The following is a 21,818-nucleotide window of genomic DNA, read 5'->3' as shown; positions in this document are numbered from 1 at the left end:
CACCGGATGCTTACATTTTACTTCCCGTTTTAACCGTGATAAATCACCTCCATATGTGGGTGCTTTATCCGTGTTGATCACTTGTGGAATTTTCCACTTCTTCACATTATTTAAATTTTTTAAGAAAACAATAGGCTGATTTGGTATTACGTCTAGAAGAAAGATAAAAATCAATGGTATAGCCACGTTGATCGACTGCACGATACAGATAAGACCATCGTCCATTCACTTTTATATAAGTTTCATCAATATGCCATGAGCTCAGATCTGTAGGATTACGCCAATACCAGCGTAAGCATTTTTCTATTTCAGGAGCATAACGTTGAACCCAACTGGAAATAGCAGTGTGATCAACATTCACACCACGTTCGGCAAGCATTTCCTAAAGTTCACGATAGCTAATGCCATATTTACAATACCAGCGTACAGCCCAAAGAATGATCTCGCCCTGAAAATGCCGACCATGGAAGGGGTTCATATGCTGAACCTTTAGCTAAAAAACTATTTAGCTTACCATCAGCGGCTATTTGCAACAGTGCCTATGCCTATCTGAGCGATGTATTGAAAAGACTGCCGACACAGAAAATGAGCCAGATTGAAGAATTACTACCGCATAAGTGGAAGCCTTCCTGACTCAAGTAACTTTCACTGAAATCTTACACACACTATTGAATTTTATTAATTTTTTATAAAATATGCAGTACTAGACACGATAATACCCTCCAACCATTTCAATAAAAAGGAGAAAAGAAGCTTAAACAAGATACAATGTTATAACAAAAGGTTTATGGTTAATCATTAATTTCTATAATTTAATAAAATATCAAGCAACTCCACCTAAAAAAGGCGATAAAATGAAAAAATTAGTACAAGCCAGTTTTTTCACCTTCTCAACAGCAATTTTTATCTCACCAGTCATAGCTGCGCCTCAAGAGCGTTTACATAACAATTCATATAATCAAGCATATATGCATTCTCCTGCTGCAAATCAGAGCCAACAGCAGATGCAACAACGCCATCAGCAACAGATGCAGCAAGAAACTCAACAGCAAATGCCACAGCGTAATCAACAAGAGATTCGACAAGAAGTTCAGCAACGTCATCGTGAGATCGTACAGAATCAGATATTGAAACCATCCCGCGACTGGAAACCAGGACAAGCTTTACCATCCCGCTACTATGGTCAAGGCTATAGATTCGATTATAGAATGAATAAGAAACTTAGCAAACCTGAGAAAAATCAACAATGGATTCGTGTACATGGCGATTACATCCTGATTAATACAGTTAACCATCGTATTTTAAAAGTAGTTCCAGATTGATGCATTTAATCTGTTCACAAAAATAAGGGTTAATAACTACTAATTGAAATATATGCATTTCTATACTGATATTATCGTTATGAGTAGATTAGGGCCTGTCATCAATTAGCTTGAGAAAATCTAATCTGTCCTCATTATTTTTTCATGACTAAACGCTATGCATTAAGAGATGATCAGTGGGAACAGATTAAGGATCTGTTGCCCAGACGAGCGAGTACTGTTGGAGTAACTGCCAAAGACAACAGGCTATTTGTTAAAGCAGTATTGTATCGGTATCGTTCAGGTATTCCGTGGCGAGATTTACCAGAACGCTTTGGGGATTTTAGAGTCGTGCATACTCGCTTTAGCCGTTGGGCTAAAGCAGGCGTATGGCAGAAAGTTTTTGAAGTGCTGGCAAGGAATAGTGATAATGAATATGCCATGCTGGATTCAACCATTGTGCGCGCTCATCAACACAGTGCCGGAAAAAAAAGAACAGGCGATTGGACGCAGTAAAGGTGGCTTAAGTACCAAAATTCATGCTCGTATTGATGCTTTAGGCAACCCAACAGGATTTTATCTCACTGCCGGGCAGGTTCATGACTTAAATGGCGCTGATGTGCTGCTGGACTTATCGTTAAGTCAGACTTGGCTCATGGATAAAGCCTACAATTCCAAGGATCGGTTGATTGATCCAATCCATAAGATCAATGGTCAGATTGTGATGCCGTCCAAAAGTAACGCGATTGATCAGCGTGATTATGACCAACATCTTTATAAGGCAAGACATCTGATCGAGAACTTCTTCGCCAAGCTCAAGCAGTATCGAGGTATTGCTACACGCTATGATAAATTGGCTCAAAATTTCCTGTCAGCGATCTACCTTGCCTCAATCATGATATGGCTTAATTGATGACATGCCCTAGTAAATATTAATATAGCAGCTAAAGTGTTAGGCGTTTCCATTCAAACTTTAAGACGTTGGAATGAAAGCGGTGTTTTAGTTGCTAAAAGAATCCCAAATAATCACAGACGTTATGATCTGATTAAAATCACGCCTGAACAAATACACAGCTTATGTAAGAGTTTCAAGTCATGATCAAAAAGACGACCTGGAACGACAAAAGCAAGTTTTGGAAATGTATTGTGCAAGGCACTGTTGCAAATAGGGACCTAAGTCGATGATATTCGCTTCAAAAAAGCTTAGAGACCGAAAACCCTGTTGATTAGATACACTTCACCCTGAGGCTGACCATAATAAAATTACGAAGCTTATCCTTTACGTAGTGCACGCATGACTTCAATACCTTTAATTGTGGCATAAGCCATCTTCATAGATTTGAATCCTAATGTGGCCCTGATGATCCCTTTAGCTTGCCATAATTACATTCGATCACGTTATTTTTGTACTTAGCCTGCCTGTGCTCAAGGTCTGGTGGACATTTTCTTTCCTGTTTCATGATGTCAGCCTTTTTAATCATAAAATGGCCACAATTACAGGTACTGGTTTGGGTGTAGAATGAAGTGCAGCATTACTTCTTATTGAGCAAGCTGCTAAAGTAATTGTTTCAGATATTAATCTTGGTGTAGTTAGAAAAGTTGCGGAAAAAATCAAAGGTGTTAGTAGTCAATATACCATTGATAGTTTATATACTTCGCAATAATTTATATATTTTAATAGATGATAAAAAAGACCACGTGAAAACATGGTCTTTTTCTATTTTAGTTAAGATTATCCAGTACAAATTGAGGTGACTTTATAAATAGTTTGATTAAAGCCTGTGCCGAACTTGATGGATGGCGAACACCTCTTTCCCAACTTTCTAGTGTCCTTGGAGAGATACCAAGTTTAGATGCTAGTTCTTGTTGAGAGATATTCATTTTTTTGCGTGCTCTAATAATTTCTTGAGCTAATGTTAAATTAACAATGAATGGAAAATCATAATTAATATTCACATGCTGCTGTTGAAGTAGATTCATAGGTGTATCCTCTTCTTTTTACATAGCTAATAAGAAAGCTGAAGCAGAAACCTAAAGCTCATAGCAATTGCTAATGAACTTAGTAAATCGACTAACCATAAAAAGATAAACCACTGAAATTGTGATAATTTCATTAATAACTCCTTTAATGGTAACCCTCATCGCCAACACTGACTTTATCCCTAAATACCCAATAAGCCATGATGGTGTAAATGATGATAATTGGGATCAAAATCAGTGCACCGATCAGCGCGAACAACTGACTATTGGCTGGTGCAGAAGCATCCCAAATCGTCACTGATGGAGGAATTACATAAGGGAATATGCTAATTAGAAAGCCTGTATATGCCAAAAATATCAGTGCCAATGTGTATAAGAAAGGCATTGATTCATGATGCTTTTGACAAGCTTTAATGGTAGTATCTTCAACTAATTAAATTTCAAAACAATAAATAATTGCCAATAAATTTAGACAGCAAAAGAAAAAGGAGGTGCTCGGCCTTGAGGAATAAGAAATAATTGCTTTAAAAGAAAGAAGATATGGAAATAAGCTTCTTTAAAAGCTAAAAAACGAACTTGAATTCTAACGAGAACTTCTTTAACACCGATGTCTGGTAGTGGAACGACATGTGCGTAAACAACACAGTACTGACATTGATGATTCGTATCGTGATGATGACTGTACGAAGTTTTTTGTTCTAGATGTGCATTATTAGGCTTTTCAGGTTCATGATTAGCTAAACTCAAGTCTCGATGAGAGTAATTATGCGAATGATCTGAGCTATGCAGATCATGAGAAGTATCTAATTGAAGTGCATGGACAATAGTTTCACAGACTGGAGAAATTTGATATTTCTCTGGGAGTAAAGGCTGTATAAAAACAGCAATCTGCAACAAGATTGCCCCAAAAGCTAGCAATCTACCTAAAACCATGATCACTTAGATGGTCTCAATTATCCAAGTAAGAATATTCGATTCTAGCAGAATTAATATTTATTAAAAGTATGTAGTATTAATTTAAGAGTTTTGATTTTAATTTAGCCTAATAATTTTTATAATAAAGTAAAAATAAAAAATATCTATATAAGTATTTGATTTTAATCTGAATTAATTCAGATTAAAATCGTGCATGATTAATTTTGCTTTTAAAAAATAATGATTAAAGTTCAGAAAGTAAAGTATATGGAAGAATTTTTCCTACATTGTAGGGATTTTATTTAAATATCTTTTACTAACCTGAATAGCGGATAAGCAATTGACTTGAAAAAGAGAAGGACTAGAGTTGTATTAGCTCACCTTTTGCGTAGGTGGGGCGAGTATGTCAATTGTTCTGTGGGGTATCGCCGGGTAGCAATAAGGGCATCTGCGATATGTACTTTTTGCCTGGGCAATCTCTAAGGCATCTTTGATAATTTTTACTTCTACAGTTTTACGACCCAGCATTTGCTTAAGCCTCGAAAAAATTGAATTTTCAAATTTAATTAGATCTTAAGAACTTGATTTTACCCTGAGGGAAAATATTTTTGAGGGTAGATCAGTGAGTCAGCAAGTGAGTGTATTACGAAATAAAAAACTATTTATCAGTATTTGCACATTGGCCTTGGTGATTTTAGGAATTTGGTGGGGCAGCAGTTTACTACTAAATAAAAATAAAACGGAAAAATCAAAGACACAAAATGTAGTCGCCAATGAAACAGAAACAATAGATGTGTCTGGTAATCAGATTTTAATTTCGCCCACACAGATTCAACAAGCAGATATTCAATTACAAACTTTAGGGCAAGCGACAAGAGATGTACAACTCGCACTGACTTTGCAGGGGCAAGCGCAGTGGTCACCTCAAAGTAAAGTGGTTTTAACCAGTCCTGTAGCGGGGATAGTGCAACAGGTATTGGTGCAACCTTTAGCCGAAGTGGGTCTCCACAGTCCTATACTGGCCATTCATAGCCCTGATTTAATTCAGATTCAAAATGAAATTTTACAAATTCGTGCACAACTGCAATTGGCCAGCCAAAATTTGGCACGTGAACGCAGTTTATATGCTGAAGGGATTATTGCTGAAAAACGTGTACACGAAGCCCAGAATGTAGTGCAACGACTGAATATTGATTTGAGTGCCAAGCAACGCATGTTGCAGTTTATGGGAGGAAGTAGCAGTCAGGGACTGAATCCCGTGGTGTATGTCAAAAGTCCAGCCAGAGGCAGTGTAGAAAGTTTACAGGTATCTGCAGGTCAGTATGTAGAAACCGGTGCAGTACTGGGCCAGTTGGTGAATAGTGATCTACCTTTGCAATTAATGCTGCAAGCCCCTTTAGCGGATAGCAAATATATCCAGATTGGCGATCTGGTCAAAGTTGAGGGGTGTGAAATTACCGGGCAGGTACAACAAATTGCACCAGCCCTTTCAGGCAATACGCAATCTCAAAATGTTCTAGTCCAAATGCAGGCCAAGGACAACTGTTTAAAAGTACAACAGTTTGTTAAAGCGAATATTCAAAGCCATAACCCGACAACAAAAACCGCATGGGTAATACCGAGTGCTGCCTTAACTTTAAAAGATAACAAGCACTTCATTTTTATCAAGAACCAAAATGGTTTCGTGGCAACGCCTGTGGAACTGGTGGGGGCGAACCAGCAGCAAAGTCATGTGATTGGAAATGCATTAAAACCTGGAATTCAAGTTGCTGTGCGGGGTGTCGAACGTCTAAAAGCCGTTTGGTCAGGTTTCGGTGCAGAGCAGGCACCACCTGCCAGCAGTAGCACTGCGGTGAATTGAGGTTAGGCACATGTTAAAACGTATTATTGCATTTTCACTGAGTCAACGAATCCTAATGCTGTTATTGGGTATGGCAATCAGTGTTGCGGGTTATTTGGCATTTACCAAATTGCCGATTGATGCCTTTCCCGATGTATCAAGCACACAGGTTCAAATTGTGATGAAATCTCCTGGCATGACGCCAGAAGAGGTGGAAAGCCGTATTGTGGTACCGATAGAACAGGAAATGTTGGGAATCCCTCATCAAACTGTACTACGTTCACAATCTAAATATGCTATTGCAATCATTACCCTGGATTTTGCAGAAGGGACAGATCCTTATTGGGCCCGACAACAGGTCAATGAGCGTTTGACTGGAGTCATGTCAGCTTTGCCTGGCAATGCCTCTGGCGGGATTGCGCCTATGACGACGCCATTAGGTGAATCTTTTATGTTCACTTTACATGGTCCTATGAGTGATATGGAAAAACGAACCTTGCTCGATCGGGTCGTCCGTCCACAGCTCAGAAAAATTGAAGGGGTAGCGGATGTCAATGTCCTGGGTGGTTTGGCACGTACCTTTGAAGTGACACCCAACCTGGATGCTCTGGCATCGAGAGGTCTATCTCTTGATCAGTTAAAACAAGCAATTGAATTAAATAATGCAAGTGACGGTGCGGGGCGTCTGAATGAAAATGGAGAATCATTACTGATTCGTAGCGATAGTCGTGTCACCAATTTACAAGAGCTGGGTGAGATTATTGTTTCCAATCATCAGGGGACGCTGGTGCAAGTGAAGGATGTCGCCGATGTTCATACCGGTGCCCTTACCCGTTACGGAGCGGTAACCGAAAATGGTCAGGGTGAAGCTGTTGAAGGGATTGTCCTCACCTTAAAAGGCGCCAATGCACGTCAGGTTGTGCAAAGTGTGCGTGAACATTTGCATGACATTGAGAAAAACTTACCCCCGGGCGTTACGATCAAGCCTTTTTATGACCGTGGTGAACTGGTGAATCGTGCCATTCATACCGTGAGTAAAACCTTGGTCGAGGCGATTGTATTGGTCCTGATTTTATTGCTGTTGTTTTTAGGCAATTTAAGAGCCGCTTTGGTGGTTGCCGCGATTTTACCTTTATCTGCGTTGAGTACTTTCTTAATGATGCGTCAGTTTGGATTAAGTGCCAACCTAATGTCATTGGGTGGTTTAACCATTGCCATTGGTTTGCTGGTCGATGCGGCGGTTGTGGTGGTTGAAAATATCGAAATGCAACTGGCAGATGCACACGAGTCCAAACACCGTTCGTTTTTACCCCCGCTGAATGTCATTTATCGCGCGGTTTGTGAGGTGGCGGTGCCGGTGACTGCAGGAATGATCATTATTATGCTGGTCTTCATTCCGTTAATGACGTTGCAAGGTCTGGAAGGGAAGCTTTTCTCTCCAGTGGCACTGACCATTGTCTTTGCATTGTCGAGCTCACTGATTTTTTCATTAACGATTATTCCGGTGCTGTGTTCCTATTTTTTAAAATCTCAAGCACATCACACGCCGTATATTGTTGCTAAGCTGGAACAGGCATATAGCAAGGTGTTAAATGCAAGTTTGGCCCATCCGAAACGTGTTTATGCTTTGGCCGGAGGTGCTTTGGTGGTTGCTGCACTCATTTTTCCACTCATTGGTAAGTCCTTTATGCCAACCATGGATGAAGGTGACACCATATTGCAGCTGGAAAAAATGCCATCGATCAGCCTGCAAAATTCGATTGCACTTGATCTGGACATTCAAAGAAGAATTCTAAAACAAGTTCCAGAAGTGGCCCGCATTGTGGCAAGAACCGGTTCGGATGAACTGGGCCTTGACCCTATGGGCTTAAATGAAACCGATAGCTTTGTCATTTTGAAACCGCAAGATCAGTGGCAGGGACAAAGTAAGGAGCAGATTTTAGCCAAAATTCGCCATGTATTGGCCGATGTTCCTGGGGTCAATCTCACCTTTAGTCAGCCGATTGAAATGCGGACTTCAGAAATGTTATCGGGTGTACGTGGAGATTTGGCCGTCAAAATTTTTGGTACCGATTTAGATCAGCTGAATCAGCTGTCTAAGCAAATCTCTACCGTTCTACAAGGGATCAAAGGCAGTGAAGATGTCATGACTTTGGAAAATTCTGGGGTGCAATATCAGGAATTACGTATTCGTCGTGATATGGCTGTCCGCAATCAGTTAGATAGTCAGAGCATACAGGCACAACTCAAAATGCTCATTGAAGGGCAGCAGATTAGTTCGATTATTGAACAGGGTCGACCAGTTCCATTGATGATGAAAGGTGATCCACGTCTGGGACAATCCAGTTTTGCCCTCGCGAACATGAATTTACCTGTTGCAAACTCAGCGGCTGTACCGTTGTCCTCTTTAGCAGAAATGGTCAAGACTGAAGGCGTCGTCAAAATTGACAGGGAAAATGCTTCAAGAATGTCCGTTGTCCGTGCCAATGTGCGTGACCGGGATCTGGTTGGTTTTGTCGAGGAAGCAAAACAGCAGGTTGCCCAGAAAGTTAAATTACCGGCCGGCTATTCATTGAAATGGGGTGGACAGTTTGAAAATCAACAACGTGCAGCAGCGCGTCTGATGCTGGTTGTCCCTGCAGCGTTGACCATGATTTTCTTCCTGCTCTTTACAACTTTAGGGTCTGTTCGTCAGGCAGTACTGGTTTTTGTGAATATTCCCTTTGCTTTAATTGGGGGAGTCGTAGCCTTAGCCATTACCGGTGAATATTTATCGGTACCTGCTTCTGTTGGGTTTATTGCATTAATGGGGATTGCCGTACTGAATGGTTTGGTGATGATCGGTTATTTTAACCAGCTCATTTCACGCGGCGTTGCAATTGAAGAAGTGGTTCGTGAGGGGGCGATGCGACGTTTACGTCCAGTAATGATGACTGCAAGTATCGCGGCTTTGGGTTTAATTCCCTTGCTCTTTACCACTGGGCCAGGTGCTGAAATTCAGCGTCCATTGGCGATCGTGGTGATTGGGGGATTAATTTCCTGCACCTTACTGACGCTGATTTTACTTCCTAACTTGTTCAAACAATTTGGTTTAGTGCGAGATACTCATGTCTGAAATGTGCCAACTCTCTATCAACATCTCCAGTGATATTGCGGAAGAATTAATGAGCCATTTATGGCTTATTCCCGAGATTGTGACAGGATGTACCTGTATCCCGGCACAAGGTTTCGGCAGCCGCCAACATTATCGCAACATTCAAGAAAAAATTCGGGGTGCAACTGAGCGTAATTTGATTCTGTTGATTTTACCCCTCGCAACTGTACCTTTAGTTTTAGCCCATATCCAAAAGAAATTTAAATCAAGTGACTGTTTCTATTGGGTATTACCAACCATAACATCGGGTTATGCTGGTCAAGGAGAAGTGAACGAATGAAACCAGAGATAGCGACTCAACCCCGTTTGCTGGGTAAAGCCTTACGTTTACTGGGCTTGGGCTGTTGTGTGATGATGACTTCTGTCGTATCCGCGGAACCCGCTTTGGATCAAGTCTTGCCGCAACTCGATGCGGTCAAACAGAGCTTGTTACAGCATCCAACTGTTCGATCGGCAGTTTCGGACCAGGACTATGCCAATTTTGCAGGACAGGGGCTAAAACTGGGCCATCCCTGGACCGTGCGTGCAGGCATGCAGCTTCGTAACAGCAACGCCCCGGATGGTCAAACAAAGTCCAATAGTTATGAGCCGAGCTTTGGTATTGAAAAGCAGATTCGTTTGCCTGGCAAATACGAGCTGGATCAGGATTTGGCGCAACGAGGGATGAGTATTGCGGAATTAAAATATGAAGATGCCAAACATGAAGTTGCCAAAAATTTGCTAAATCAGTGGTTTGCATATATGCGCAGTGCTTTGCAATTGACGCGTTTAGAGGAACAGCAAGCAAGAATACAGCACTATATGCAAATGACCCAGCAGCGTATTCGTGCTGGAGATGCCCCACGACTGGAACTGATGCTACTTAGCAATGAATCGCGGCAAATCAAAGAGCAATATATGCAGGCTAAAACAGCTTACTATCAAGCACAGCAGTTATTGTCACGTGATTATCAGGGAAATATTCCAGAACACTGGAGCAGTGATGTCATCAAAATTCGACCACTCGAATATACACAGACTGAATGGATACAGCAGGTTTTGTCTGCCAACCATGAGCTTGAGCTGGTTAAAACACAGGCAGCACAGCAAGATGCATTAGTCAAAAGAGAGCAACTCAATCGGGTACCTAATCCTACGGTCGGAGTGGGCTATAGTCGTGAACAGTCTGGCGTTGAAAACTTGATGAGTGTGAGCGTTTCAATTCCACTCGCCAGTCGGCAAGTGCGTATAGCTTCTGGTATGGCCATGGCGGAAGCTCAAAAGGCCAATTTTGAGATCGGACGAGTAGAAAACCGTTTGCGTCAGGAAACGCAATACTGGTTTACGCAGATGGAGTCGGCAACTGTACGGAGTGAGCAGGCTCAACAGAATTTGGCACAGTTACAGCAACAACATGGATTGATGCAAAAAGCATATAAGCTTGGTGAATTGAGTTTAAATGAACTGTTACTTCATTCACAGCAACTGGTTGATGCGCGCGGTCGAATTGATCAAGCCAAAATTGATTATGCAGAAAGCTTGAGTTTACTATTGCTGAATTCGCATCAGTTATGGCCTTTACATGAGGATCATCAGGCAGAGTAAAATAGTAGAGTGCTGATATATCAATGCCTTGTATGATCATTATTCGGTTGGTGTTCTGTCTTTCTTGGGCCAGAGTACCTGCCGCTTTCACAGAAATAAATATAGGCTTATAAGTAGCAGAATGAGAAGGTAGCTCAGACGTGAGAATATTGTTAGTTGAAGACGATGCCTTACTGGCTAAGGCGACAGCACGGGGCTTAGATCATGCAAATTTTGTGGTCGATATAGCCACCACAGCAGAGCAAGCCTATCATTTTTTGGCGAGTTATGATTATCAGTTTATTTTGCTTGATTTAGGTTTGCCAGACCGGAATGGATTGGAAGTTTTAAAGTCACTGCGCCGTAAAAAGAATAAAGTAGGCGTTATTATTCTGACTGCTCAGGATAAAATTCAGGAGCGTATTTCAGGTTTGGATGCAGGAGCAGATGATTTTGTAGTTAAGCCATATGATTTGTATGAAGTCATTGCACGGATTCAAGCGGTATTGCGCCGTATTTCAGGTGAAGTGAGTGATTTGATTCAGATTGGCAATATTGCAGTTAATAAAGCGACCAAACAGGTACTGAGAGATCAAACTGAAGTTGAATTAACTCAGAAAGAATTTCACTTGCTGGAACTCTTTATCCTTAACCGTGGCCGGATTATTTCACGGGAGAGCATAGAAAACTCATTTTATGCCTATGATGCGGATGTAAGCAGTAATGTGATCCAGGTCTATATTCATAATTTACGGCGCAAGCTTGGGAAAAACATTGTCCGTACAGTGCAGGGTTTTGGCTATATTATGGATGAAAATTATTGATGGCCAATTTCATCCGCAGTTATTCATTGACCCGGCGTCTATCATTGATTTTACTGGTTATCACCGCCACTGTCTGGGTGGGTAGTCTAGGCTGTATCTACTGGGGAATGCAGCGCACGGCGAACAATATATTTGATAAATCACTGGTCGAAACCGCCCATGCTTTACTCTCGACCACTTCAAGTTCACTGGAAGGGCGAATCCCTGACCATACTGTCATCGAGAAAGCTCAAGGTGAGCATTATAATCAGATTATATTTCAGATTTGGCATCGTAATGGCAAGTTGATTTATCGTTCGGTTGGCGTGGATACACACCCGTTTGTTCAGCAAGCCAACTTTGGCTGGATTAAGATTCACAATCAAACCTATCGCAGTTATTCGGTTTGGGACAGCACCCACACTATACAAGTACAAATTGCACAGGTCTGGACTATCCGTCAGGATATCCAGAGAGATATGCTACTATTTTTAATAGTAGTTTCAGCATTTTTTTTACCATTATTGTCCTGGTTGATTTTGCAGACCGTACGTAGCAATTTGTCCACTGTATTCAGTATCAGTCAAAATCTGGAAAAGCAGTCGATTGAACATTTAAAACCCATCAACCCTGTCGTGCCCAAAGAAATCGAACCTTTGGTGAAGTCATTAAATACATTATTGAGTGAAGTTGCAGAAAGCATGCAACGTGAAAAACGTTTTACCTCAAATGCAGCCCATGAGTTACGTACACCTTTGGCGGCGATCCGCCTGCATGCACAAGTTTTGCAGAGTGCACGTTCTACTGAGGAGGCACGAGAAGCAGCAGAGGACATTATCATTGGCATTGATAAGGCCTCACGAATGATCACGCAGTTACTGACCTTGGCCCGGATAGAACCCAATGGTCAACAAATTCAAGGCCCGGTTGATCTAGTTAATATTATTCAAAGTACCCTTGCGATGATGGATTTTCAGCTTCGTCAGGCAAAGATTGACTTACAGCTACAACTGGAGTCAGCCCTGGTCATGGCACAAATGGATCAATTGGAAATTATGCTCCGTAATCTTTTAGAAAATGCCATTATCTATCGTAGCCAGGAACGTCCGTGTTTCATTAAAATCAGTTGTGGCTGTGTTGAAAATTATAGTTTTGTGCAGATTGAGGACAATGGAATCGGTTTGGATGAAGCACAAATACCTCTGATTTTTCAAAGATTTTATCGAGTGAATCAGAACAGTACAGTTATTGGCAGTGGTCTAGGCTTATCGATTGTTAAGCAAATTGTCGATCTATACCACGGAAAAATTGAGTCACGCCGGGCAGATGCCATTGGCGGTCTGGTGATCAGGATTGAGTTTAAAATCAAAAATAAATAACCGCACTATAGATAGTACCCAAGAGTAATTTTTAAAATTTTAAATTAGGTTGTCACCACTACGTGTGGTGACAGAGGTCAAATAAGCCCGCGATCCTATACTTAGATAAGAGGCTGCAATATGACAGTGAAAATCGGCATAAATTTTATTAAAAGCATAACTTGATTTCTATGCTGTGTTGAGAATTGGGTCAATAAGACGATTCCGTTTATAGTTTCATCATGGATAGATACATGCTTACAGATGCTCAATGGGCGAAAATGGAACAACTCCGCCTCGGTAAAGTCACAGATTGTATATATAACGGTACACATACTAGATTAGTTATTGAAGGAATTTGATCATCCTGGCGTAAAAGCAGTTATTCCTCCCAAAGCTAACTGTATAAAGTTCAGCGCATATCTGATCGTTGTATGTATCAATCGCGATATCTTATCGAAAATTACTTTTTAAATTGAAATAATTCAAACATATAGCCATACTTAGTTATAAAACCTACTCAAGTTTTTCTGCCATAATTTATATTTGTGCGAGCGTAATTAACTCTCGTTAATTTTCAATACATCTTGGTAAGAGTATGTTATTTATATAACTCAACAGAATACTAATGTTTACAGCTTTGCTGATGTCCTAGCAGAATATTTAAGGATCGGTCGATGGTTCAAAAATTTCTTTATCAGGGCTAAACACGTAGTCTCTATTGCTCAGGTCTTATAGAGCAGATTGAGCTAAATTAATATAAATATACCTTTAAAATACAAGGAGTCTCAAAAATGGCGAGTTCTAAAAAAGAATCTAAAGCAGTGAAAATTGATATTGGTATCTCTCATAGTGATCGTGCCAAAATCGTGGAAGGGTTATCTAAACTGCTAGCAGATAGCTATACCTTATATTTGATGACCCATAACTTTCATTGGAACGTGACTGGGCCACAATTCAATAGCTTACATAACATGTTTATGACTCAATATACCGAACAATGGAATGCCCTGGATATTATTGCTGAACGAATTCGGGCATTGGGATTTCCTGCGCCAGGAACCTATAAACAATTTGTAAAATTAACTGCAATTAAAGAAGTAGAAGGTGTTCCTAAAGCCGAGGAAATGGTCAGCCTGCTGGTCAATGCACATGAAACTGTTGCACGCACTGCTCGAAGTCTATTTCCCATCGTGGATGAAGTTAATGACCAGCCTACAGCGGATCTGATCACACAAAGACTTGAAGTTCATGAAAAAACAGCCTGGATGTTAAGAAGCCTGTTAGAAGAGTAACGATCTACAGCTATTCAACTGATAGATATCTCCGCAAGCTGATCAATCAAGCGAACCATCTGTTGCAAAAACAGATGGTTCTCATTTTTTATAAATAGATGAGAGAGTGACTCACCTCATAATTTAATTGTTAGCTTCACTTTTTGATCACTTCAATCATAAATTGAATCACGTGGCTTTTGCCCTGATGCAATTGTCCTTCATAACGTTCTACATCTCCGACAAAAAAGTGAACAATATGATCGTCCTCAAAAACTTCTAAAATCTCTTGAGGATCATATAGAAAATCAGGATTGCCAGGACCACCAGTTTTATAAGCAAATTGCGCTTTGGAATAGACCTCACCAATAAAATGACCGTGATTTTTTAGTGCCTGACGTACACCCTGCAAGGTTTTTAATCGGGTAGCTGGATCGACATGACCAAATACACACAGAATATTGTCATATTGATCTTCTGGCCATTTCACTGTAGTCAAATCGATCTGCCGGGTTTGCAATTCAATCCCTTGTTCTTGTGCATATACCTGGGCATTTTCAAGAGCGACTTGCGAATAATCCCACGCCTCGGCATTAAATGCTAAATGCTTCTCTCGTGCTGTACGTGCTAAATACAGGATATTACGCCCTTCACCCTCTGCAATAGCCAAGGTACGGCCAGAAATCGCATAACGCTGGCTGATGTCCTGAATAAATACATTTGCTTCTGAGCCATATAAATGTTGTGTTTCCCGATAACGCTTGTCCCATTCTTGATGCATATGGATTATCCTTTTACTCAATAAAATCTAAAAATACCTCATCGATTGTAGCTACCCCAAACACATGTCGCTACAACAACAGCTTTGTCATCTTGCTGCATGATCCAAATTTTTTAATACTAATCAACATACACAACTAAAAGAAAATAAGCACAAACCTAAAAAAAAACTAATTCTTTAAATGAGCTGATGGCACAACGGTTTAACTTCGCCCACTGATGCCAATATTCAAGCCTAAATCAGATGGCTGTGATGCAATTCGCTTGGTTCAGCTGGATAAATAATGTCGAATTGATGTAAAGAAAACCGACCCACTCCAGTACAGTTGGAAGGTGTCGAATAGGGTTATGTTGCAGATGTAGGCTTTATGCTGCACCTAACATTTTAATGGCGGGAGTCTGCGTTAAAGGTCGCCCTGTGAAACAGAAAGCAAGGGGAATCTATGAGCAAATCAGCTAAAGACTTTTGCTTTTAGCATCCCTGAAAAACCTGTTTTGCCAAAAGTGATCTTAAAAGGAGGGGTATATCAATCACAATCGTGGCTGCAGTACACTTCATATAGGGTCTGCATGATTTTTAGCACCCGTATATCACTGAATTGATAAAAAATCTGTTTGCCTTCCCGTCGTGTCGATACGATCTGGCTGTTTCTTAATACAGTCAGCTGTTGTGACAAGGTGGGTTGGTGGATATCCGTACGTTGTTCTATGTGCTGTACATTCAGCTCGCCATCGACCAAGACACAGAGAATTTTAAGACGGGCAGGGTTGGATAAAACTTTCAGACAATCACTGACAAAATCGACTTGTGAAAAGTCTATTTGTGCTTTTAACGGTGCAGCGTTCATGTAGGTGTCCTGATAAGCCATGATGAGATACAAAAAAATCAGCATTTTTGCTTGAATATTTTTATTTATTATATAATATAAAAATATATATTGTAAATGAGTAGATTTACTATGCATGATTTTCTCATCGCATTTCTCGGCGGATTATTACTGGGGGTAGCGGTAGTCGGCTATCTCTATGTGCATGGCCGTATCGCAGGGATCAGCGGATTGATTGGACAGGTACTGAATCCACACACCGTGTTTAAAACCCCTGCAATCTGGTTTATGTCAGGTTTGATTATCACGCCCTTTATTTATGGATTATTTGTCCAGCCTGAGATCGAGTTGAATGCCAGTCCGCTGATGATGATCATCGCGGGTCTGCTGGTTGGCTTTGGTACGCGCCTGGGTTCAGGATGTACCAGTGGTCATGGGATTTGCGGGATGAGCCGTTTATCGAAGCGTTCTATCCTGGCCACCATGAGCTTTATGTTCGCTGGTTTTGTTACGGTTTATATCATTCGCCATATCACAGGAGCTTTCTAAATGAAAAATTTTCTGGCTTTCATTTTTGGCGGTTTGTTCTCTGTGGGGTTGATGGTCTCCGGGATGTCGAATCCGGAAAAAGTGCTCGACTTCCTGGATCTGTTTGGGGACTGGGATGCCAGTCTGGCTTTTGTGATGATGGGTGCAATTGCTGTGGCATTTATTCCCTTTCAAAAAGCGCTACGCAGCCAGGCACCGAAAACGATCTTTAATGAACCGATCGATTTGCCAAAGAATAACAAGATTGATCCTAAACTGATTTCGGGCAGCCTGCTCTTTGGTATCGGTTGGGGTATTGCCGGGATCTGTCCTGCACCAAGTTTTACCTTGATTGGTCTTGGACATTATCAGGTTCTGTATTTTATTGTCGCGATGCTGGTGGGCGTGTTGATTCACCGTAAGTGGGCAGGAGCTTAATCATGTCAAATTCCCCAGTTGTAAAAGACTTTTTCCATGAAGATACTAATACTTTCAGTTATGTAGTGAGTGATCCTTCAACGAAAGCCTGTGCAATTATTGACAGTGTGCTGGATTATGATGCTGCATCTGCCAGCACTTCGACCACACATGCCGATCAGATCATTGCCTATGTCAAAGCGCAGGGTTTAACAGTTGAGTGGATTCTGGAAACCCATGTCCATGCCGATCACTTGACTGCAGCGCAGTATCTCAAAGCTACGCTCGGGGGCAAGATTGCCATGAGCCAGAAAATTGCGATGGTTCAGGAGACCTTTGCTGCGATCTATCATCTGGATATCAAGCAATGGAATGCCCAGCAGTTGTTCGATTACCTGTTTGAGGATGATGAGAAATTCCAGATTGGTTCCATCGAAGCATATAACATTCCCACCCCTGGACATACGCCAGCCTGCTTGAGTTATGTCATCGGTGATGCCGTGTTTGTGGGCGATACCTTGTTTATGCCGGATTATGGCACGGCACGCTGTGACTTTCCGCGTGGCAGTGCAGCCATACTTTTTGATTCGGTACAACGCCTGTTCGAATTGCCGGAAAGTACTCGGGTATTTCTATGCCATGACTATTTGCCAGAAACGCGTGATCGCTATGTGTGTGAGACGGATATCCAGACGCAAAAAAACCGCAATATTCATATTCATCATGGCACGAGCAAAGCTGAATTTGTCGAGATGCGTAACAAGCGTGATGCAGGTTTGAGTATGCCCAAACTGATTCTGCCTTCAATTCAGATCAACATGAAAGCAGGACAGTTCCCTGAACCGGAAGAGAATGGGGTTTCTTATTTAAAGCTTCCGCTGAATTACTTCAAATAGGCAAGTTTCAGGATTAAACCAGTAGGTTCTTGGGTTGAACCACTGGAGTCAAGAGAGGTATAGGTGTGATGTGGTTGATACTGGAAGGGCTGGCCATCGGTGGCTTGCTGGGTTTAACCGGTGCGGGTGGTGGTATTCTGGCTGTACCGGCACTGATGGCAAGTCAGGGTTGGACGGTAGCACAGGCTGCACCTGTAGGCTTGCTGGCAGTGACTCTATCAGCACTGGTTGGAACATTTGAAGGTTTGTCCAAGCGCATTGTACGTTATCGTGCCGCGCTCTGGATTGCACTGATCAGTATTCCTTCAGCGCGTTATGGCGTGCATTTGGCTGGAATTATCTCTCCTGTATGGCTCACGCTGGCTTTCAGTTTGGTGATGCTGATCATCGCTTACCGGATATTCTTTAATAAGGTCCATGATCATGGAAATGCACTGTGCAAGGTTAATCAAACGACTGGTCGCCTGATCTGGAATATGAAAACAGCATTGTCTCTCGGCGCTATTGGGGTCGTTGCAGGTCTGCTGACCGGTTTGCTTGGAGTGGGTGGGGGGTTCGTGATTGTCCCGGCACTGCGTAAAGTGACTGACTTGGATATGCGCAGCATCGTTGCAACTTCGCTGATGATTATTTTCCTGATTGGCGGTGTCAGTATTTCTGTACACGTACTGGATGGCTTTCAATACCCTGTTTCGGTCACGCTGACTTTCGTTCTGGCCTGTATTGTGGGCATGTTAATAGGACGTCGTGCGATGCACCGGATAGACAGTCATCAGGTGCAGAAAATTTTTGCCACGACTGTGATTGGGGTGGCGATGTATTTAATCTATTCAGCGCTCATGGGCTAAAACAGCTGGTTGGGAATTTAAACTAAACCGCTTTTAATCTACCTGATCATAGTTTATAAAATATGAATATGATTTTAATGGCTGAGGAAGAATGAAAATGATGAAAACTGCAGAGCAATTGATCCAGAATGCAAAAAGCCGAATTCAGGAAGTGAGTGTAGCTGAACTGTTTGAAGCGATGAAAAACCATAAAACCATTCTGATTGATGTTCGGGAACCGGATGAATTTCAGGCGGCAGCGATAGACCGTGCGGTGAATTATCCTCGTGGTGTTTTAGAAATGAGAATTCACCAGCATCCTGTGGCGAGCCATCATTGCGATACCTTGCAGGCACTGGAACATCTTAAAGATCAGACGATTTATCTGATCTGTGGCACGGGTGGACGTTCCGCATTGGCAACCGATACCTTACAGAATATGGGTTTTACCCAGGTCAAGTCTGTGCATGGCGGTTATCAGGCCTGGCTGGAGCAGGGCTATCCGGTAGAAAAATAAGCCGTTAAATAGATGAAAAACCGTATTGTTGATTGTTTAATGTGAGAGGCAGTAATGAAATACAAAGAATTAACCCAGAACATTTCAGGCAGTTTAAAAACTTTAACTCAGGATTCACCTGATTTAATGAAAAGTTTTAATCAGTTGTCCCAGACGGCTATGCGTGACGGCGTGATTGATCCCAAAACCAAGGAAATGATTGCTTTGGGAATTGGTGTCGCATCGCGTTGTGATGGTTGTATCGGTTTTCATGTCAGAACCTTGGTCAAAATGGGGATGACCCTGCAAGAACTGGAAGAACTGTTAGGTGTTGCAGTATATATGGGCGGTGGGCCTTCATTGATGTATGCTGCAAATGCACTGGATGCCTTTAAAGAGTTTTCCAGCTGATTGGATACGGGTCACTGGCAGTCCTGCCGAGTTTAGAATCAAGCTGATGGAATAACAGGTCGATAAATCACAAGAAAAACTGATGATTGAGGCCTCATACTATTGATCTTGATAACATTTCCTCATACTAAAAAGTGTGCTTCAACCAGCGCACTTTTTTTGGCTGTATCTTAAGATTCAACTCAGCTTGATTTGCTATGCTGTATTTAAAATAAAGTCAGCACAGGTTTCTTATGCTTCAGCGTACAACCACTTCTTCAACGGATTTACTGATCCGGTTTCTGCATATTGTCATCATGTTGAGTTTTACCGGGGCTTATCTGACCGGGGATGCAGAAGAATGGCATCAAATCCATATGGCCTTTGGCTATACCCTCGGAATCAGTCTGATATTAAGAATTTTATGGCAGTTTGGCGCTCCCCGACTGGCTCATACTCAGCCTTCAGGGCCAAGCAGACGATTGCAGGTGATCAAGCCCTTTGTGCAGCGTTATTGGGCACAGCCGCAGCAATGGATTTCGCCAACATTTTTAAAAGCAGCCAGTTCCAGCCTGTTTCAGCTCAGCATACTGGGTATTTTTCTCCTGCTACCTTTAACGGTGCTGGCCGGCTTTTTGACCGACTATACCTATAGCCACACTTTAAAAGAAATTCATGAACTCTTTGCCAATCTGTTTTTAGCCAGTGTGTTGCTGCATTTGACAGCGCTGACACTGAATAGTGTTCTGCTTAAAAAATGGCTGGCAAAACGGATGTTCTGGGGAGCCGAATCACATTCATGGTTCACCCTGTTTGCTGCACTATTTTCACTAGGCGTGTTGATAGCTTTCTGGTTTTTCTATTTGAGCTAAGCTGATATGAATGCAGAACTGAGAAGGAGATGAGATTTAAACATCTCCTTTGACACATTGAGAGGGTTCATAACATCAAATGACAAAACATTGATGGAATGGATCGTTTAAATGGGATGAGTTCTGATGGGGTGGTGGAGTAATGAAAGTAATTAAGTTTTTAGCTTATTGGATAATCACCATTATTCAGTTTTTTGGAGTTTATACCTATTTCAATGAGGTACTTGATTGGCATGGTGTATTCGGAATAATCGTGGCGATTATTACAGCGGGGATTCCTGTTGTCGGCACGACTGTGGGTGTGCTTGGGGTACATTATGGATGGGATTGGACTTGGCCTGCTGCCTTGGCATTGTACTTATGTCCGTACATTTTGATGGGCCTGATTATTCTTTTATATACCCTGTTTGACCAGTGATCGCTCGTAGCATGACGGGTCTGAAACCACAGCAACAATACTGCATGTACTCTACTGTGAGAGAATCAACTCATAATCCGTTGGTCGACAGTTCAAGTCTGTCTGGGCCCACCATATAAAACAACCACTTAGGTGTACTAATCCTAAGTGGTTTTTTAATTTTTAAAATTTGGTAAGCACATGGTAAGCAAAATAGATCAACCTTAATAGCTAAAAATTAATCTAGAATGAACTGATCAGTAAGATTGGATAAAAAATCATAATTATTATTTTCATTCTTAAGTTGCTCTCGAATCGTAGGAAGTAATCCAAGTACCTCAAAATGCTTAAATATCTCAAACTCTTCTAAATCCGAATATTTCATTGGTTTCATATGGATTTGACATATTTTCAAAAAGAAGATGCTTTCTAAACAAAAAAAACTAATTATGGGTTCCAAATTACAAATAAAAAAAACTATACAATTATCAATTTCTTGTGAGTCCAAGGCAAATCTTGCAACGTAATATGAATACAAGATATAACTATAGAAATCTAAAATATTTCCATATTTTAAAAATTCATCCTTATCAAAACATTGATCAATATAAAATCTTCTTGGGTCAATAATTTTTCCATTATTAATAGCTTGTATACTTGATTGCTCTAATTTTTGTAAAAAAATATCAAGGTCGGCTTTAGTATTTGGTCGTGTTTTCAAAAAATTCCAAATTGGATGTTTAAAATATATGCTTGCGTTATCGATTATTTTATCAATTCTAGCTAACTTAACTGCATTGGGTTTGGTTTCACCTTTGGCATATTTATACCATATCCTGGATTCCGCTTGATTAAAGTGATGCCCGACTTTATTAGGATTTGTATGATAGGAGTTTATTTCCTCTTCACTTAGCTTGGAAGAATGAAAAGCCTCTCGTAATCGGATTTGTTCATCTAACTCTTTAAGCCAAATATTACAGTCTTTTGCTTTGTAGAACTGTTCAAGTTCTTCTTCATGTAGGCTTGCTACTACTCTCATCTCTACATATCTGTACCAAAAAATTGTTTGTAATGCATTAAGAATATTTTTCTTGGGTTGTCCTACTTTGTTCATCGAAATCAGTTGTCAAGTTATTACTTAAAACATTGAACATTATATTCAGTTTAAAAATCAACTAAAAAGTACTTAATTCAATTTAG

General features: G+C 41.1%; 21 protein-coding genes and 6 pseudogenes. 19 read left to right on the top strand and 8 right to left on the bottom strand.

Annotated elements, in window-relative coordinates; translation table 11 throughout:
- Positions 1-12: 12 nt before the first annotated feature.
- A pseudogene (locus tag B9T38_RS00330) lies at positions 13-478 on the bottom strand (IS6 family transposase); the annotation flags it as partial.
- A gap of 62 nt (positions 479-540) precedes the next feature.
- Between B9T38_RS00330 and B9T38_RS16525 the strand changes: the two are divergent.
- The 4 genes and pseudogenes from B9T38_RS16525 to B9T38_RS00315 all read left to right on the top strand — a co-directional run.
- Positions 541-633 (top strand): annotated as a pseudogene (locus tag B9T38_RS16525) (transposase domain-containing protein); the annotation flags it as partial.
- Positions 634-854: 221 nt separating this feature from the next.
- Positions 855-1,322 (top strand): RcnB family protein, encoded by a 468-nt coding sequence (locus tag B9T38_RS00325; RefSeq protein ID WP_086194908.1) that lies wholly within the window; start codon positions 855-857, stop codon positions 1,320-1,322.
- Positions 1,323-1,466: 144 nt separating this feature from the next.
- Positions 1,467-2,214: pseudogene (locus B9T38_RS00320) on the top strand (IS5 family transposase).
- 18 nt (positions 2,215-2,232) lie between these two features.
- A pseudogene (locus B9T38_RS00315) lies at positions 2,233-2,455 on the top strand (IS607 family transposase); the annotation flags it as partial.
- Between the two features lie 109 nt (positions 2,456-2,564).
- Here the strand turns inward: B9T38_RS00315 and B9T38_RS00310 are convergent.
- From B9T38_RS00310 to B9T38_RS00295, 4 genes and pseudogenes are all read right to left on the bottom strand, one after another.
- Positions 2,565-2,761: pseudogene (locus tag B9T38_RS00310) on the bottom strand (DDE-type integrase/transposase/recombinase); the annotation flags it as partial.
- Positions 2,762-3,023: 262 nt separating this feature from the next.
- Positions 3,024-3,281: a helix-turn-helix domain-containing protein gene (locus B9T38_RS00305; protein ID WP_143222627.1), complete on the bottom strand. Its 258-nt coding sequence runs from the start codon at positions 3,279-3,281 to the stop codon at positions 3,024-3,026.
- 145 nt (positions 3,282-3,426) lie between these two features.
- Positions 3,427-3,699 (bottom strand): annotated as a pseudogene (locus tag B9T38_RS00300) (cytochrome d ubiquinol oxidase subunit II); the annotation flags it as partial.
- A gap of 50 nt (positions 3,700-3,749) precedes the next feature.
- Complete coding sequence (locus tag B9T38_RS00295; RefSeq protein ID WP_086194907.1) at positions 3,750-4,214, bottom strand: DUF2946 family protein; 465 nt, start codon at positions 4,212-4,214, stop codon at positions 3,750-3,752.
- A gap of 604 nt (positions 4,215-4,818) precedes the next feature.
- On the opposite strand from B9T38_RS00295, the gene B9T38_RS00290 reads away from it, so the two are divergent.
- The 7 genes from B9T38_RS00290 (at position 4,819) to B9T38_RS00260 (ending at position 14,209) form a co-directional block, all read left to right on the top strand.
- Positions 4,819-6,057, top strand: a complete 1,239-nt coding sequence (locus tag B9T38_RS00290; protein ID WP_086194906.1) for an efflux RND transporter periplasmic adaptor subunit — start codon at positions 4,819-4,821, stop codon at positions 6,055-6,057.
- Between the two features lie 10 nt (positions 6,058-6,067).
- Positions 6,068-9,151, top strand: a complete 3,084-nt coding sequence (locus B9T38_RS00285) for an efflux RND transporter permease subunit (protein WP_086194905.1) — start codon at positions 6,068-6,070, stop codon at positions 9,149-9,151.
- Positions 9,144-9,470 carry a DUF3240 family protein gene (locus B9T38_RS00280; RefSeq protein WP_016165445.1) on the top strand — a complete coding sequence of 109 codons (327 nt, stop codon included), beginning with the start codon at positions 9,144-9,146 and terminating at the stop codon, positions 9,468-9,470. The genes B9T38_RS00285 and B9T38_RS00280 overlap by 8 nt, the downstream gene beginning before the upstream one ends.
- The gene (locus tag B9T38_RS00275; RefSeq protein ID WP_086194904.1) at positions 9,467-10,774 is read left to right on the top strand and encodes a TolC family protein; all 1,308 of its coding nucleotides are present in this window, start codon (positions 9,467-9,469) and stop codon (positions 10,772-10,774) included. Before B9T38_RS00280 ends, B9T38_RS00275 begins: the two co-directional genes overlap by 4 nt.
- 140 nt (positions 10,775-10,914) lie before the next feature.
- Positions 10,915-11,577, top strand: coding sequence for a response regulator (locus B9T38_RS00270; RefSeq protein ID WP_086194903.1), 663 nt, complete (start codon positions 10,915-10,917; stop codon positions 11,575-11,577).
- The gene (locus tag B9T38_RS00265) at positions 11,577-12,935 is read left to right on the top strand and encodes an ATP-binding protein (protein ID WP_086194902.1); all 1,359 of its coding nucleotides are present in this window, start codon (positions 11,577-11,579) and stop codon (positions 12,933-12,935) included. Before B9T38_RS00270 ends, B9T38_RS00265 begins: the two co-directional genes overlap by 1 nt.
- Positions 12,936-13,708: 773 nt before the next feature.
- A complete protein-coding gene (locus tag B9T38_RS00260; RefSeq protein ID WP_086194901.1) occupies positions 13,709-14,209 on the top strand; it encodes a Dps family protein in 501 nt (166 codons plus the stop codon).
- A gap of 136 nt (positions 14,210-14,345) precedes the next feature.
- Here the strand turns inward: B9T38_RS00260 and B9T38_RS00255 are convergent, their stop codons facing one another.
- Both B9T38_RS00255 and B9T38_RS00250 read right to left on the bottom strand, forming a co-directional pair.
- On the bottom strand, positions 14,346-14,969 hold the full coding sequence (locus tag B9T38_RS00255) for a class I SAM-dependent methyltransferase (protein ID WP_086194900.1): 624 nt from the start codon (positions 14,967-14,969) through the stop codon (positions 14,346-14,348).
- A 526-nt stretch (positions 14,970-15,495) separates the two neighbouring features.
- Positions 15,496-15,816, bottom strand: coding sequence for an ArsR/SmtB family transcription factor (locus B9T38_RS00250; RefSeq protein WP_086195124.1), 321 nt, complete (start codon positions 15,814-15,816; stop codon positions 15,496-15,498).
- 111 nt (positions 15,817-15,927) lie between these two features.
- On the opposite strand from B9T38_RS00250, the gene B9T38_RS00245 reads away from it, so the two are divergent.
- From B9T38_RS00245 to B9T38_RS00210, 8 genes are all read left to right on the top strand, one after another.
- Positions 15,928-16,344, top strand: coding sequence for a YeeE/YedE family protein (locus tag B9T38_RS00245; RefSeq protein ID WP_086194899.1), 417 nt, complete (start codon positions 15,928-15,930; stop codon positions 16,342-16,344).
- Positions 16,345-16,761 (top strand): DUF6691 family protein, encoded by a 417-nt coding sequence (locus B9T38_RS00240; protein WP_086194898.1) that lies wholly within the window; start codon positions 16,345-16,347, stop codon positions 16,759-16,761.
- Between the two features lie 2 nt (positions 16,762-16,763).
- Positions 16,764-17,636 (top strand): MBL fold metallo-hydrolase, encoded by an 873-nt coding sequence (locus B9T38_RS00235; RefSeq protein WP_086194897.1) that lies wholly within the window; start codon positions 16,764-16,766, stop codon positions 17,634-17,636.
- Between the two features lie 68 nt (positions 17,637-17,704).
- A complete protein-coding gene (locus tag B9T38_RS00230) occupies positions 17,705-18,484 on the top strand; it encodes a sulfite exporter TauE/SafE family protein (RefSeq protein ID WP_086194896.1) in 780 nt (259 codons plus the stop codon).
- A gap of 100 nt (positions 18,485-18,584) precedes the next feature.
- Positions 18,585-18,980, top strand: coding sequence for a rhodanese-like domain-containing protein (locus B9T38_RS00225; protein ID WP_086195123.1), 396 nt, complete (start codon positions 18,585-18,587; stop codon positions 18,978-18,980).
- 54 nt (positions 18,981-19,034) lie between these two features.
- Positions 19,035-19,370, top strand: coding sequence for a carboxymuconolactone decarboxylase family protein (locus B9T38_RS00220; protein WP_086194895.1), 336 nt, complete (start codon positions 19,035-19,037; stop codon positions 19,368-19,370).
- Positions 19,371-19,603: 233 nt separating this feature from the next.
- Complete coding sequence (locus B9T38_RS00215; protein ID WP_086194894.1) at positions 19,604-20,221, top strand: cytochrome b/b6 domain-containing protein; 618 nt, start codon at positions 19,604-19,606, stop codon at positions 20,219-20,221.
- Positions 20,222-20,363: 142 nt separating this feature from the next.
- A complete protein-coding gene (locus B9T38_RS00210) occupies positions 20,364-20,639 on the top strand; it encodes a hypothetical protein (protein ID WP_086194893.1) in 276 nt (91 codons plus the stop codon).
- Between the two features lie 217 nt (positions 20,640-20,856).
- Here the strand turns inward: B9T38_RS00210 and B9T38_RS00205 are convergent, their stop codons facing one another.
- Complete coding sequence (locus tag B9T38_RS00205) at positions 20,857-21,732, bottom strand: hypothetical protein (protein WP_086194892.1); 876 nt, start codon at positions 21,730-21,732, stop codon at positions 20,857-20,859.
- Positions 21,733-21,818 lie beyond the last annotated feature (86 nt).

Origin of the sequence: Acinetobacter sp. ANC 4218, from assembly GCF_002135245.1 — a bacterium.
In the GTDB taxonomy this organism is placed as follows: domain Bacteria; phylum Pseudomonadota; class Gammaproteobacteria; order Pseudomonadales; family Moraxellaceae; genus Acinetobacter.
This window is presented reverse-complemented; position numbering and strand designations above follow the sequence as displayed.